This window comes from Halovibrio sp. HP20-59 (assembly GCF_033052795.2).
GTDB lineage: Bacteria > Pseudomonadota > Gammaproteobacteria > Pseudomonadales > Halomonadaceae > Vreelandella.
The window spans coordinates 301,337-315,323 of record NZ_JAWJUW020000003.1 but is presented as its reverse complement, the minus strand read 5'-3'; the positions used below and the strand labels follow the sequence as shown (position 1 = coordinate 315,323).

Genomic DNA, 13,987 nt, shown 5'->3' with positions numbered 1-13,987 from the left:
CGCTCTCTGAGTCGAAGGACGTATCAGTGCACAAAACAGCGCGCACTGGGTAAGGGAGATCCCGTTCGATATCGGCGAGAGCGACCCGGCCTTTAATTGCGATAACTATAAACAGCGTTGAACGCGTTAACGCAAATCACTGACCGCTTGCTGTATGACGTCTTTAGAGGCTTTGCTTAGGTCCTTTGACAGAGAATGAATGACTAGTTTTTGCGTGGCCACGTCGAGTTTATCGCGCAGCAGACCCAAGAATTTGGGGGGAGCCACCATGATTAGCTTATTCATGCTGTTCTCTACGCGGGCACTGTATAAACGGTTGGCGACCTCTTTGGCAAATAGCTCGCTCTCGTGCTTTGAGGCGACCCCCTCCTCGCCCGATGAGCGTGCCGTACTGGACATCGACTCGTGTACATCGCCGCGACGGTCGGTGATCAAGTCACCTTCGTGCAACCGACCTTCAGCGTGAACCAAGCTTTCTTTCTCCGCTAACGTTAAGGCATCACGGGTAAAAATACGGGCGCGAGCGGCATCGGCTACCACAATATAGGTGGTCATCGTCATACTTACTCCTTGTCGTCAATCGTCACTTAAACATGGCAAGCGTTTGGCGCTAGGTCAAACGCTTGCCATGCCTTAAACGAACGGAGCTAAAGCACCTTGCTACGCAGCAAGCTGGTGACGGCTTCACCAATCAACACCAGCACAATAATGGCAATCAAAATGGTTGCTACGGTAGGCCAGGCGAAGGTATCAATCGCCCCCTGCAGAATGACCCCTATACCACCGGCTCCCACCAGCCCTAGTACCGTCGATTCGCGAATATTGATATCCCAACGCAGGATCACAATGGCAAAAAAGGCTGGCATTACTTGAGGCACAATCGCATAGGCGACCACTTTGGCTTTGGAAGCACCGGTGGCTTCCATGGCTTCGACCGGTCGCCGGTCAATTTCCTCTATCGCTTCACCCATTAGCTTGCCGATAAAACCAATGGAACGAAACACGATAGCGAGAATGCCCGCAAGTACGCCAGGGCCAAAAATTGCCACGAAAAGCAGTGCCCAGATAATGGTATTTACCGAACGGCTGGAGACCAGAATGAAACGCCCCAGCCACAGACAGGCGCGGTTAGGCGTGGTGTTCTGTGCGGCAATGTAGGCCACCGGTAGCGCCAAAAAGATGGTTAAGAAAGTGGCCAGCGTAGCAATATGCACAGTCTCGATCAGCGCTGCGATAATGCCATTGAGCCCAGCTGGACTGGGTGGCCACATGCGTGCCCCAAGTGCTGAGATTTGATTCGGCGCGTCCCATACCCAAGGCCAGAAAATATCAATATCGCGCACCGCCCATACCACCACTATCAAGGTGGCTAAGAGTACGGCATAACGGATAAGGCGCTGTTTGCGGTCGTAGCGCTGCCAAACCCGGTCGGCAAGCTGCTGTGCGTGATCTACCATATTTTTTTCCTTACCCAGCCGCTGACACCTTCGCTGAGCAAAATGACCGCGATGATAATGAGCAAAATCGCAAAGGCGAAGTCGTAATCGTAGCGTCCAAAGGCATTCATCAGCGTGCCGCCAATACCGCCTGCACCGACAATCCCAACCACCGCCGAGGCACGAAGATTACTATCTAGTTGGTACATTGAAAGTCCAACTTGGCGTGGCAGTATCTGCGGGAAAACGGCATAAAACAGAATAGCCACATAGCCCGCGCCAGCGGCTTTCATTGCCTCTACCTGGCCCCAGTCAATCTCTTCTATCTCTTCGGCAAGTAACTTACCTACGAAGCCGATGGAATAGAGCGTTAAGGTCAAAATCCCCGCGAGCGGTCCAAACCCAACGGCGGCCACAAATAGAATGGCGACAATCACTGGGTGAAAGCTGCGCGAGACAATGATCACTGCCCGGCCAATGATATAGATGGGCATTGGGGCGATATTGCGCGCCGCCATCACGGCAAACGGAATCGACAGGAAAACCCCTAGCAGGGTAGCCAGAGTGGCGATTTGAAAGCTCTCTTTAAAACCCGTTAACAGTAACTCATAGCGTTCCAAGTTAGGTGGAAACCCACCGCTAAAAATACGCGCTGCGCGGGGCAGCCCTTCAGAGATGCGTGCCCAGTTAAACGGCAGCGAGCCGAATGCCCAGACCAAATAGACGACCGCGATGATGATCAGTCCATAACGCACCAGCGGATTGGCGATAAACGGCGGCTTTCTCCAGGTGCGAGGCGTTGTTGACGGGGCTTCAGGCGGAGTCATGGGAGCGCTCCTCCACGGGCGTATCCGTAATTGCATCGTCCGGTGCTTCAATGCCGCCATAGATGGCGTCTAGAGCGTCTTTGTTGAAATCGGTAGGTACGCCATCAAAGATCATCTTGCCGTGGCGTAAACCCACAATACGCTCGGTGTAGGTTTTAGCCTGAGCGACGTTATGGATGTTAATCAGCACCGGCAGCGACAGCTCGCTGGCCAGGCTTTGCAGTAAAATCATAATCTGCTCGGAGGTGCGCGGGTCGAGAGAGGCGGTAGGCTCATCGGCCAACAGAACTTCAGGTTCCTGCATCAATGCACGCACTACGCCTACCCGTTGGCGCTCGCCCCCGGAAAGTTCATCCGCACGCTTATTGGCGTAGTGAGCGATCCCAACGCGCTCCATTAGCACAAACGCACGCTCTATATCGGCCTGAGGATAGCGGCGCGATATCGCTTGATAGAGATTGACGTAACCCAGCCGCCCGGCCAGCACGTTCTCCATCACGGTTAAACGATCAAGCAGGTTAAAGCCTTGAAACACCATGCCGATTTTGCGACGCGCACGGCGCAATTCAGCGCCTTTGAGGTTTACCAGTTCATGTCCGTTGAGTTTGATAGAGCCGGATGTTGGCTCGACCAAACGATTAATACATCTCAGCATGGTACTTTTGCCCGCACCTGAGGCGCCTACGATAGAGATAACGCTGTTTCCCTCTACCTTGAGGTCAAGCCCTTTAAGCACAGCTTCATCGTGACCATAACGTTTGACCAGATTGGTAATTTCCAGCATGTGTTCGCGCCCATCGTCGAGAAAATAAACGCACCGCCGATGGCGGTGCGTTACGTTTACTCCAAGTTTTCTGGCGTGTAGCTCACGTCATTAGCGTCTTGGATGGTACGAATCACTTTCCAGTTATCCTGGTAGTTGATGGGGATAAATTTCTCGACGCCCTCAAACTCTTCACCAAGCTCGGTGCCGACAAAATCAAAGCTGAAAAAGGCTTCTTCAATTTTTTCGACCAAATCTGGATGCAGGTTGTGCGCGTAGTTATAAGACGTGGTGGGGAAACGGTCAGACTCAAAAATCAGCCGTACATCTTCCTCGTTATAAAGGCCGCGGGCGGCCATTCGCTCAACCACTTCAGAGGCTACTGGGGCGGCATCATAATCCTTGGCCACGACGCCCAGCATTGATTGGTCGTGGCTGCCCGAGTAGACCACTTCATAATCTTCATCGGGGGTAATGCCGAGTTCCGGTAGCAGGGCACGGGGGGCTAGGTTACCCGAGTTGGAGGTGGGAGAAGTGTGGGCAACGCGTTTGCCTTTGAGATCCTCTACTTCATGAATATCGGAGTCAACATGGGTAAACAGCTGCAGGGTATAGCCAAATTGGCCGTCGTCCGATCCCATTAACGCAAACGGCACCGCACCGGCTAAATTCACCGCAAACGGGGTAGGGCCGGTGGAGAAACCGGCGATATGCAAGCGTCCGCTGCGCATGGCTTCCACTTGTGCTGCGTTGGACTGCACCGCGAAGAAGCGCACATCCCGCTCGGTGACGTCTGCCAAGTGATCGATAAACGGCTGCCAGATGTCTGAATAAATAGCCGGGTCTTCTACCGGTGTGTAGGCAAAAATCAGCGTATCTGGGTTAGCCCATTCAGATTCATCAGTCGGGCGATCAGCGACCATATCGCCGTCTTCGTCGCAATAAATCGTATCCAAGTCGCCGCGTTCACACTCGGCGAAAGCAGGGGTTGTTAGCAGGGCGAGCGGAAGGAGTGATGCTGCGGTAAGCATCGCAAGCGGGCGCTTGCGAAAGAGCGAAGTTGCCATGGTATGCCTCATTTGTTCGTTCTTGTTGTGTTCTTCTGTAGGTAAAACTGTTTTGCTCTTCACTGCGCGTTGCCATTATTGAAAACGGAAAATGTTCTGTAAGTAGACATTCCGCGTGAAGAATGATTATTTTCGAAAGTAGACACCTTCAATCTAGGGTTTGTGACGAACTTATGTCAAATACTTTACAACCGCACTCCGACTATTGGCGAAACCGCTATCTACTAATGCGCCACGGCCATAGCCAAGCTAACGCAGCAGGGTTGATTATTAGTTCGCCCGAGCGCGGCGTAGAGAACTTCGGGCTTTCCGAGTATGGCGAACAACAGCTTGCCGAGCGAATGACTAGTTGGCGGTGGCCAGTGCCGACCCGCGTGGTGCATTCAGATTTTTTGCGTACCACTCAAACCGCTGCCCGAGTGGCCGCCGCGTTTGGGTTAGTTCCAAGCGTGGATACGCGCTTAAGAGAGCGCTATTTTGGTGAGTTGGAGGGGCAGGGTGACGAACTCTATCCCCGCATATGGGCACTAGACGCGCAAAATGCCGAACATCAGCATCATGGTGTGGAAGCAGTAAGTGCGGTAGCGAATCGAATGCGGGTGGTGATAGAGTTATTCGAGCAGCGGACCAGCGGTGAAACGATTGTTCTGGTGAGCCACGGTGACCCGTTGCAAATCCTACTCACGTCTTTGGCGGGCAGACCGCTGACCACACATCGCGAGCAGTCGCCGCTGGCACCTGCTAGCGTTACCCTGTGCGGGATCGGTGGGTAGCCTCGTGTCTGGCGAGGCTAGGCGGTGAAGAGTTTGCCGTTACGGTGGGTAACGTATCGCGCCAACAGGTGGTCCAGTTGGGTGAACGTATCCGCGAACGAATAGCCCAGCAGCCGTTTTACCTGACGTCTGAGGAGTCGCAAACGCCGATGATGGTGACACTGACCGTTAGCGTGGGGATTGCACCTCTGGTGATGTCGAATAACGTGGACCACAGTCACGCCGTGGCTGTTGCTCAAGCCGACCAAGCGCTTTATGCAGCCAAAGAAGGGGGACGCAACCGCGTCATGGCGTACTGGTGGTAGCCCTGAGCCGTTACTTGAGCCTTTACGCCTGGGTTGGCGGAATCCAGGCAATCATATCGACTTCCACGTCGGCGCCACCGGCTAAGCCGGTTACGCCAATGCAGGTGCGAGTGGGCAACGGTTGTGGGAAGTAGCTGGCGTAAACTTTATTTACTTCGTCGAAGTGGCCCATATTGGTAATAAATACGCGGGACTGCACCACGTGCTCGAAGTCACTGCCGACTTCTTCCAATACGATCGCGAGGTTCTGCATCACCCGATGAGTCTGTTCGGTGAAGGTGCCCAACAGCATCTCGTTGGTCTCGGGTACCGTTGGCATCTGCCCGGTAATAAACACTAAGTCCCCCACGCGGCAGGCGTGGGAAAACGGCGCAATAGGCTGCGGGGCGCGGTCTATGAATAGCTTTTCCATCATGCTTTTATCCTTTTTTTGACGGATGTCGTTGCGAGGAGCGGAGCGACGAAGCAATCTTGTTAGTCGTAGCATAATACCGAGATTGCTTCGCTTCACTCGCAAGGACTCATAGTGTGGGTCGCAATGACAAGTGTGTGGTTGACTGTTTTGTTAATGGTTTTAACACATCATGGGCCTCAAGTGAGGCCCATGATGACGTACATATCCACAGCTCGTTCATTACTAGGGCTGTGTATTAATGCCCAAGTATCTGGCTTAAGAACAGCTGGGTACGCTCAGACTGCGGGTTATTAAAGAACGGCTCAGGCGCGTTTTCTTCAATGATTTGCCCCTGATCCATAAAGATGACGCGGTCGGCGACGGTTTTGGCGAACCCCATTTCGTGGGTGACGCAGATCATGGTCATGCCTTCTTCCGCCAATTCCACCATGACGTCCAGCACCTCTTTGATCATTTCGGGATCAAGGGCGGAGGTGGGCTCGTCAAACAGCATCACGTCAGGGTGCATGCACAGCGAACGGGCAATCGCCACGCGCTGCTGCTGACCGCCCGAAAGCTGCCCTGGGTACTTGTTCGCCTGCTCGGCAATGCGCACCCGCTGAAGATACTCCATCGCTAGTGCTTCGGCCTCTTTACGTGGCTTCTTTTGCACCCACATTGGTGCGATACAGCAATTTTCCAGCACCGATAAATGCGGGAACAAATTGAAGTGTTGAAACACCATGCCGACACTGCGGCGAATTTGTTCAATACGCTTAACGTCTTGGGTCAGCGGTACGCCGCCCACCACAATCTCACCTTTTTGGTGCTCTTCAAGGTGATTGATGCAGCGAATCAGCGTTGATTTACCCGAACCCGAAGGGCCGCAAACCACGATACGTTCGCCGCGTTTTACTTCAAGGTAGATGTCCCGCAGTACGTGAAAATCGCCGTACCACTTATTAACGTTGCGCATCTCGACCATCAGGTCAGAAGTACTGGTGTCAGCGGTGTTGGTGGCTGCTTGTGTCATGTTGATATCCTACTTAAAACGTAATGAGATGCGGCGTCAGTGCTTATGGCCGGTGTTTAGCTTGCGCTCTAAGTACTGGCTGTAGCGCGACATGCTGAAACAGAAAATCCAGAACACGAACGCGGCAAATACATAGCCCTCTATCGAGAAGCCCAACCAGCGCGAGTCGGAAAGCGCCGCTTGCACAATACCCAACAGGTCAAACAGCCCGATAATCATGACCAGCGTGGTGTCTTTAAACAGTGAGATAAACGTATTGACGATGCCGGGAATCATCATTTTTAACGCCTGCGGCATCACGATCAGCCCCATGCGCTTCCAATACGTCATCCCTAATGCTGCCGCCGCTTCATCCTGGCCTTTGGGAATGGCCTGTAAACCACCGCGAATGACCTCGGCCATATAAGCACTTTGAAACAGCGTCAGGCCGATTAGTGCGCGTATCAGGCGATCTACGCTGAGCTCAGAAGGCAGGAACAGCGGCAGCATCACTGAGGCCATAAACAAAATGGTGATGAGCGGCACGCCGCGCCAGAACTCGATGAAAATCACGCAGAAGGTTTTAACGATGGGCATGTTCGAGCGTCGCCCAAGGGCGAGTACGATGCCAATCGGCAGTGCGCCCACCATGCCTACCGTGGCCAAAAGCAGGGTCAGCATTAAGCCGCCCCAGCGGTGAGTGGAAACACGTGGTAGGTCAAAATAGCCGCCGTGTAAAAGCACATAAGCGATGACAGGGAAAACCAGTAGAGCAAAGAGTGTCATCCAGCGCTTCAGCGGTAGGCGGGGGATCACCATCCAGGCAATAATGCCCGCGAACATGGCAAACACGATATTGGCGCGCCAGTACTCCTCACTGGGATAGAGGCCGTACATGAACTGGGAAAAACGTGCGTTGACGAATACCCAGCAGGCGCCGACCCGTGAACAGTCTTCACGGCTATCGCCCACCCAGTCGGCATCGATAAACGCCCACTGAATCGTTGGCACCACCAGTAGGTAGAGCACATACAGACCCAGCAGCGTGAAGATGCTATTGATTGGGCCGTTAAACAGATTGCCACGTAGCCAGGCAACCGGACCAATCGTGCCTTTAGGGGCCGGGCGCTGAGGTATGGTGTCTTTGTTGTGAATCATGGGGTCGCCTCCGGCCTAGCGTTCGACCAGTGCAACGCGAGCGTTGAACCAGTTCATGAACATGGACACCAGCAAGCTGATGATCAGATAAACCGCCATGGTCATGGCAATCACTTCGATTGCTTGACCGGTCTGGTTGAGCGTGGTGCCAGCAAAAACCGACACTAAGTCGGGGTAGCCGATGGCGGTGGCCAGTGACGAGTTTTTAATCAGGTTAAGATATTGGCTGGTGAGTGGTGGAATGATGACGCGCATGGCCTGCGGAATCACCACCAGGCGTAGCACCAGTTTGCGCGGTAAGCTGAGTGCCTGTGCAGCTTCTGTTTGGCCATGGGGAATGGCCTGGATGCCTGAGCGCACAATCTCTGCAATGAAGGACGCGGTATAGATAGACAGCGCCAGCCACAGGGCCAAAAATTCAGGGATAATGGTAATACCCCCGCCGAAGTTAAAGCCCCTCAGTACCGGCATTTCCCAGGTCACCGGAACGCCGGTCGCCACCAGTATCAGCAGTGGTAGGCCAAAGATAATGACCAGCGACATCCAGAAAACCGGCAGGCGCTTGCCAGTGGCTTCATGGCGACGCTTATTCCAGATAACCAGCGCAATACTGGCAATGATCGCGACTACAAAAGTAGCAGGGATCAATCCAAAGCCTGATTCAAACAGCGGTTGCGGCAGGTAAAGCCCGCGCACATTGAGGAAAATGGCTTCGCCAAACGCCATGCTCTCTCTAGCGCTGGGTAAGGTACGCAGTACCGCAAAGTACCAGAAGAATATCTGCAGCAGCAGCGGGATATTGCGGAAGGTTTCGATATAAGCGTTGGCTAGCTTGGCGATCAGCCAATTGGGCGATAGCCGCGCAATACCGACAATAAAACCGATAATCGAGGCGGCTAACACCCCCAATCCACCCACCAACAGCGTGTTGAGCAAGCCAATCACAAAGGTACGGGCGTAGGTGCTTTGAGAAGAGTACTCAATTAAGGTTTGACCAATACCAAAGCCGGCTGTATTGCCCAAAAAGCTAAAGCCTGTGGTGATGCCGCGGGCGTTCAGGTTGGCTTGGGTATTGCCGACAATATAGATCAGGAAAGCCGCCACGACGGCGACCAAAATTATTTGAAAGATAAGTGCCCGCTTAGCGCGGTCTCGCCAAAACGGCGGCTTGTGGCCGGCGGGGCGAACAATGGGTCTTACAGACATGGATGGCGTCTCCGCGATACGGAAGGTCAATCAGATGGCCCGCCACGATCTTGAAACAGGTCCTTTGAACACATACCTGTGGTAAAGGGTGGCGGGCCGGGGTCAAGCGAGACGCTTAGCGAATCGGGGGAGCGTACTGGAAGCCACCGTCGTTCCACAGGGCGTTAACACCGCGTTCTATTTCCAGCGGCGAGCCCATGCCCACGTTGCGGTCAAAGCTTTCTGCGTAGTTACCCACTTGGCTAATGATGTTGTAGGCCCAGTCGGCTTCGAGGCCCATGCCTTCACCGTAGTTGCCGTCCTGGCCCAGCAGGCGAGCAACGTTGGGATTGTCAGAGTTCAGCATTTCTTCAGCGTTATCGCGGCTAACGCCATATTCTTCAGCGTTAATCATCGCAAACAGTGACCATTTCACAATATTGAACCAAGTATCATCGCCTTGACGAACAACCGGTCCCAGCGGCTCTTTGGAGATAACGTCAGACAGGATCATTGAGCCTTCAGGGTCATCTAGCTGAATACGTAGCGCCGCCAGCTGAGAGGTGTCAGACGTTAGTACGTCACAGCGGCCGGCCTGGTAGCCCCCCACGGTTTGCTCAGAGGTATCAAATACAATCGGGTTGAATTCCATGCCGTTGGCACGGAAGTAGTCGGCCAGGTTCAGCTCGGTAGTGGTGCCCGATTGGATACAGATGGACGCCCCGTCAAGCTCATCAGCGCCGGTAATTCCCAAATCTCGGGCGACCATGAAACCCTGACCATCGTAAAAGTTAACGCCGGCGAAGTTAAGGCCCAGGGTGGTATCGCGGGTAGTCGTCCAGGTGGTGTTGCGTGACAGTATATCAACCTCACCAGACTGCAGGGCGGTGAAGCGTTCAACGGCGTTCAATGAAATGTAGTTAACCGCCTCCGCATCGCCAATAACCGCTGCCGCTACTGCGCGGCAAATATCAACGTCCAGACCCTGCCAGTTACCCTCGTCATCCGGTGCCGAGAAACCCGGTAGACCATCGCTAACGCCACAGCGAACGGCGCCACGCTCAAGGGTATCTTCCAGGGTGTCGGCTTGAGCCGTTGCCACTGCTGCTAGGCTAAGCGAGCCCGCGGATGCCAGCAGCACCAGGTGTTTTTTATTGAACATTCAGTTTCCCTCGAAGTTATTGAAATCAGTTATTGAAATCAGTTATTGCAATCATTGTGCATGCCGTAGCATGTGACTAAACCTAGCAAGGAAGATGCCAACAAGGGTACAGGCGTGAATTCAGCGCTTTTCAACGCTACTCAACGAATTCGAGACGAAGGTCTAGGTGCAAATACGGCAACCGCTGACCTCGCTTTGCACCTTTATGGAGCAATCTGAGGTAAGCGGTCACTAAAAGGTAGGCAAAACGAGTGTGCGTTTACTCGGCCGCAAAAGCCTTGCGCATAAATGGCGGCAGGGCGAGCGCGCCACGGTGGGCTTCAAAGCTGTAGTACTCAAGCGGCAGGTCGTGGCTGGCGGCCGCCTGCTCGCGGAACGTACTGACGTCGGTGGCTTTACCCGCCAGCGTCACGCTCCACCAGCCCGATGGGTAAACCGGCTGGGGGAAGGGAAGGGTGGCGACGCTGTCAAAGCCCGCTTTGCGCATATCGTTACGCAGCTCGCGGATAATCGAGCCACTGTGATAAAGCGGTGATTCGCTCTGCTGCACCATTACGCCGCCGCTTTTCAAAATGCGGTGGCAGCGCTTTAGAAAGTCGGTTTTAAACAGCCCTTCGGCAGGTCCAACCGGGTCGGTGGAGTCGATGATTAAAACATCGATGCTCTCATCCGGTGCATCGTCTACCCACTTCACGCCATCGGCGAACAGCAGTTCGGCGCGAGGGTCGTTATTTGACTCTACCAATGATGGGAAGAAACGCTCGGATGCCTTGGTGACTTCTTCGTCGATATCAATTTGGGTGACTTTCTCGACGCCAGGATGACGCAGCACTTCTTTCAATGTGCCGCAGTCGCCGCCACCGATGATCACCACCCGCTTGGGGTCTTGATGGGTGAATAGCGCCGGATGTGCGATCATCTCGTGGTAGAGGAAGTTATCACGATCGGTCAGCATCACGCAGCCATCCAACACCATCAGGTTGCCGAAGGTCTCGGTGGCGTAAACTTCTAGGTGTTGGTAGTCGCTTTGCACATCCAGCAGCTTTTCAGAGATCTTCAATGAGAAGGCGCTGCCATGGCTATCAAAGACTTCGGTAAACCATTGGTCGTCGGCGCGTAAATCGCTCATCAATTGGCTCCTGAGTGCTGTGCATTGGTGTGCGTTGGAATATCCCGATGATACTGCGGGCTTAAATCGTGCAGCGCTTCCATAAAGGCGGTGACGTTATCCGGGTTGGTGAATTGGCTGATGCCGTGGCCCAGGTTAAACACGTGACCAGGGCCGTGGCCGTAGCTTTCCAACACACGAGCGACTTCGGCGCGAATGGCCGAGGGGCGGGCAAAGAGAACGTTGGGGTCCAGGTTGCCCTGCAACGCCACTTTATGGCCCACTCGCGCACGGGCATCGGACAGCTCAGTAGACCAATCGATACCTAGCGCATCAGCACCGGCACAGGCGATATGCTCAAGCCACTGGCCACCGTTTTTGGTGAAGAGAATCACCGGTACGCGGCGGCCGTCGTGCTCGCGGATGAGTCCCGAGACGATCTGCTCCATGTAGCGCAGCGAGAACTCAAGGTAGGCGGGGGTAGACAGCGCACCGCCCCAGGTATCAAAAATCTGCACCGCCTGGGCGCCAGCGCGAATTTGCGCGTTCAGGTAGTCGGTCACCGCATGTGCTAGCGTATCCAGCAGCTGGTGCATGGTGTCTGGTGTGTCGTAGAGCATGGTTTTCAGATGGCGGAAATCTTTGCTGGAGCTCCCCTCGACCATGTAGGTGGCCAGCGTCCAAGGGCTGCCCGAGAAGCCGATCAGCGGCATGCGGCCATTCAGCTCGCGGCGAATGGTCGACACCGCGCGCATCACGTAATCCAAATCGCGTTCGGCATCGGGTACGGTTAGTGCAGCGACTTCTTCTTGTGTACGCACGGTTTTGCGGAATTTTGGGCCTTCGCCGGTTTCAAAATAGAGTCCCAAGCCCATAGCATCTGGAATGGTCAAAATATCTGAAAACAGAATGGCCGCATCCAGCGGAAAGCGTTCCAGTGGCTGTAGGGTGACTTCGCAAGCCAAGTCATGGTTGCGGCACAGATCCATAAAGCTGCCCGCATCGGCTCGTCTGGCACGGTATTCCGGCAGATACCGGCCGGCTTGACGCATCATCCACACGGGCGTGCGGTCGACAGGCTGACGCGCCAGTGCGCGAAGGAAACGATCATTTTGCAACGGTGTGGTGGTCATAGATACTTGCTCTTAAGAAATTTGCCCGCATCATCGAGGAGCGCGTAGACGGAATTGTATGCGGCCAATTGTACTTGAAAATAGCGGGTAGGGCGGCGCCCTGAGTGGCAAATTTCGTTGCACTCGACGAATTTTTCTCCTTTATTTAGCCGCTTTGCCAGCGTGAGGCGGGCGCTGCTTCCTGATAGAATAGCAGCCCATTTTGCCAACACTGGTGTGGTTAACTGGTTTGGTCCATCAGCGAGGTAACCTGTGACCATTCGCTTCATTGCCGCTTCCCGGCTGCCCACCCCTTGGGCGACATTTACCATGCATGGCTTCGAAGATGAGGCCACTGGCAAGGACCATATTGCCCTCACGCTGGGCGATGTTACCGGTGACGAGCCGGTGTTGGGGCGGGTCCACTCCGAGTGTCTAACCGGCGATGCGATGTTCTCAATGCGCTGCGACTGCGGCTATCAACTGCAGGAGGCGCTCAAGCGCATTGCTGAAGAGGGTCGTGGCGTGCTGTTTTATCTGCGTCAAGAGGGCCGTGGCATTGGCCTGTTAAACAAAATTCGCGCCTATCATCTGCAGGACCAGGGCGCTGACACGGTTGAAGCCAACGAGCAGCTTGGCTTCGGTGCCGATATGCGCCGCTATGACCTGTGCGTGCCGATGCTTAACCATTTGGGGATTACATCGTTACGGCTAATGACCAACAACCCGCGCAAGGTGGATGCCCTCACTCGCGACGGTGTGAATATCGTTGAACGCCTGCCGATCACCACCGGTTTGAACTCTCATAACGAACAGTACCTTGCCACCAAAGCGGGCAAGCTCGGCCACATGATGGCCCTGGATGACTTTACCCAAGCTAGCGACGTGGATATCGAGCGCAAGGGGTGACAGAGGGAAAGTATTGAACAGGGCCCGAGCGTAAGGAGCGCCCTATGAAACAAACAATGCGCAACAGACCAGCCAATATCAGTGAATTCAGCGTCGTCGAAGAGTACCTGAACAGTATTACCCATGGCATCGGTGCGGTGCTCAGCCTGGTGGGGATGGTGGTGCTGCTAATCGCGGCTAGCTTAGCCGCTCATGTCGACCCGTGGAAAATTGTCAGCCTGAGCCTGTACGGCAGCACGTTAGTCCTGCTTTATACCGCTTCGACCCTTTATCACAGTATTCCTCATCGACGCTGGAAGCAGCGCTTTCAGTTACTTGATCACTGTGCGATTTATCTACTCATCGCAGGTACTTACACGCCCTTTTTACTGGTCAATATGCGCGGCACCACGGGCTGGGTATTATTTGCCGCCGTGTGGTCGCTGGCGCTAGTGGGCATTGCCTGCATATTGCTATGGCCCCAGCGTTTTTCGATATTGCGCGTGGCGATTTATTTACTCATGGGCTGGATGATCGTGCTGGCATCAGGCGAGATGGCGGCCAGCTTATCGAAAACGGGCATCGTCCTGCTGGCGGCCGGCGGGATCACCTATACACTCGGGGTTATCTTCTACGCCGTGCGCGCTATCCCCTATAATCATGCCATTTGGCATCTTTTTGTAATCGCCGGTAGCGTTTGCCACTACTTTGCCGTTTATAGCGCCGTTCTGCCCCATACCTCGCCTGCATAATGCTAGCATTGTCTCATTAAATTGTATTACTTCCTTGAGGTATGC

The 13,987-nt window shown here is 54.3% G+C and carries 17 protein-coding genes; 4 read left to right on the top strand and 13 right to left on the bottom strand.

Annotation, left to right across the window (positions count from 1 at the left end; translation table 11 throughout):
- Nucleotides 1-126: 126 nt before the first annotated feature.
- The 5 genes from RZA33_RS05555 to phnD all read right to left on the bottom strand — a co-directional run bounded on the left by RZA33_RS05555 (nt 127) and on the right by phnD (nt 4,093).
- Entirely contained in the window at nt 127-555 is a 429-nt protein-coding gene (locus RZA33_RS05555; RefSeq protein ID WP_317506883.1) for a host attachment protein, read from the bottom strand.
- Nucleotides 556-647: 92 nt separating this feature from the next.
- Nucleotides 648-1,457, bottom strand: a complete 810-nt coding sequence (gene phnE, locus RZA33_RS05550) for a phosphonate ABC transporter, permease protein PhnE (protein WP_317506858.1) — start codon at nt 1,455-1,457, stop codon at nt 648-650.
- A complete protein-coding gene (gene phnE, locus RZA33_RS05545) occupies nt 1,451-2,263 on the bottom strand; it encodes a phosphonate ABC transporter, permease protein PhnE (RefSeq protein ID WP_317506857.1) in 813 nt (270 codons plus the stop codon). The genes phnE (RZA33_RS05550) and phnE (RZA33_RS05545) overlap by 7 nt, the downstream gene beginning before the upstream one ends.
- Nucleotides 2,250-3,047, bottom strand: coding sequence for a phosphonate ABC transporter ATP-binding protein (gene phnC, locus RZA33_RS05540; RefSeq protein WP_317506856.1), 798 nt, complete (start codon nt 3,045-3,047; stop codon nt 2,250-2,252). The genes phnE (RZA33_RS05545) and phnC overlap by 14 nt, the downstream gene beginning before the upstream one ends.
- Before the next feature lie 56 nt (nt 3,048-3,103).
- Nucleotides 3,104-4,093, bottom strand: coding sequence for a phosphate/phosphite/phosphonate ABC transporter substrate-binding protein (phnD, locus tag RZA33_RS05535; RefSeq protein ID WP_317506855.1), 990 nt, complete (start codon nt 4,091-4,093; stop codon nt 3,104-3,106).
- 173 nt (nt 4,094-4,266) lie between these two features.
- Between phnD and RZA33_RS05530 the strand changes: the two genes are divergently transcribed.
- Complete coding sequence (locus tag RZA33_RS05530) at nt 4,267-4,866, top strand: histidine phosphatase family protein (RefSeq protein ID WP_317506854.1); 600 nt, start codon at nt 4,267-4,269, stop codon at nt 4,864-4,866.
- The gene (locus RZA33_RS05525) at nt 4,848-5,171 is read left to right on the top strand and encodes a GGDEF domain-containing protein (RefSeq protein WP_317506853.1); all 324 of its coding nucleotides are present in this window, start codon (nt 4,848-4,850) and stop codon (nt 5,169-5,171) included. The genes RZA33_RS05530 and RZA33_RS05525 overlap by 19 nt, the downstream gene beginning before the upstream one ends.
- A 22-nt stretch (nt 5,172-5,193) precedes the next feature.
- Here the strand turns inward: RZA33_RS05525 and RZA33_RS05520 are convergent, their stop codons facing one another.
- The 8 genes from RZA33_RS05520 to RZA33_RS05485 all read right to left on the bottom strand — a co-directional run bounded on the left by RZA33_RS05520 (nt 5,194) and on the right by RZA33_RS05485 (nt 12,592).
- Nucleotides 5,194-5,583: a Rid family detoxifying hydrolase gene (locus tag RZA33_RS05520; RefSeq protein ID WP_317506882.1), complete on the bottom strand. Its 390-nt coding sequence runs from the start codon at nt 5,581-5,583 to the stop codon at nt 5,194-5,196.
- 238 nt (nt 5,584-5,821) lie between these two features.
- The gene (locus RZA33_RS05515; RefSeq protein WP_416337849.1) at nt 5,822-6,550 is read right to left on the bottom strand and encodes an amino acid ABC transporter ATP-binding protein; all 729 of its coding nucleotides are present in this window, start codon (nt 6,548-6,550) and stop codon (nt 5,822-5,824) included.
- Between the two features lie 84 nt (nt 6,551-6,634).
- Nucleotides 6,635-7,735, bottom strand: a complete 1,101-nt coding sequence (locus RZA33_RS05510) for an amino acid ABC transporter permease (RefSeq protein WP_317506851.1) — start codon at nt 7,733-7,735, stop codon at nt 6,635-6,637.
- Between the two features lie 15 nt (nt 7,736-7,750).
- Entirely contained in the window at nt 7,751-8,941 is a 1,191-nt protein-coding gene (locus RZA33_RS05505) for an amino acid ABC transporter permease (RefSeq protein ID WP_317506850.1), read from the bottom strand.
- A 115-nt stretch (nt 8,942-9,056) separates the two neighbouring features.
- Nucleotides 9,057-10,082, bottom strand: coding sequence for an amino acid ABC transporter substrate-binding protein (locus RZA33_RS05500; RefSeq protein ID WP_317506849.1), 1,026 nt, complete (start codon nt 10,080-10,082; stop codon nt 9,057-9,059).
- Nucleotides 10,083-10,341: 259 nt separating this feature from the next.
- Nucleotides 10,342-11,211, bottom strand: a complete 870-nt coding sequence (gene speE, locus RZA33_RS05495; protein ID WP_317506848.1) for a polyamine aminopropyltransferase — start codon at nt 11,209-11,211, stop codon at nt 10,342-10,344.
- Entirely contained in the window at nt 11,211-12,323 is a 1,113-nt protein-coding gene (hemE, locus tag RZA33_RS05490) for a uroporphyrinogen decarboxylase (protein ID WP_317506847.1), read from the bottom strand. Before hemE ends, speE begins: the two co-directional genes overlap by 1 nt.
- Entirely contained in the window at nt 12,320-12,592 is a 273-nt protein-coding gene (locus tag RZA33_RS05485) for a hypothetical protein (RefSeq protein WP_317506846.1), read from the bottom strand. Before RZA33_RS05485 ends, hemE begins: the two co-directional genes overlap by 4 nt.
- On the opposite strand from RZA33_RS05485, the gene ribA reads away from it, so the two are divergent.
- Both ribA and trhA read left to right on the top strand, forming a co-directional pair.
- On the top strand, nt 12,576-13,211 hold the full coding sequence (gene ribA, locus RZA33_RS05480; protein ID WP_317506845.1) for a GTP cyclohydrolase II: 636 nt from the start codon (nt 12,576-12,578) through the stop codon (nt 13,209-13,211). The two genes, RZA33_RS05485 and ribA, sit on opposite strands and share 17 nt — an antisense overlap.
- 44 nt (nt 13,212-13,255) lie before the next feature.
- The gene (gene trhA, locus RZA33_RS05475) at nt 13,256-13,942 is read left to right on the top strand and encodes a PAQR family membrane homeostasis protein TrhA (RefSeq protein WP_317506844.1); all 687 of its coding nucleotides are present in this window, start codon (nt 13,256-13,258) and stop codon (nt 13,940-13,942) included.
- The last annotated feature ends 45 nt before the right edge of the window (nt 13,943-13,987 follow it).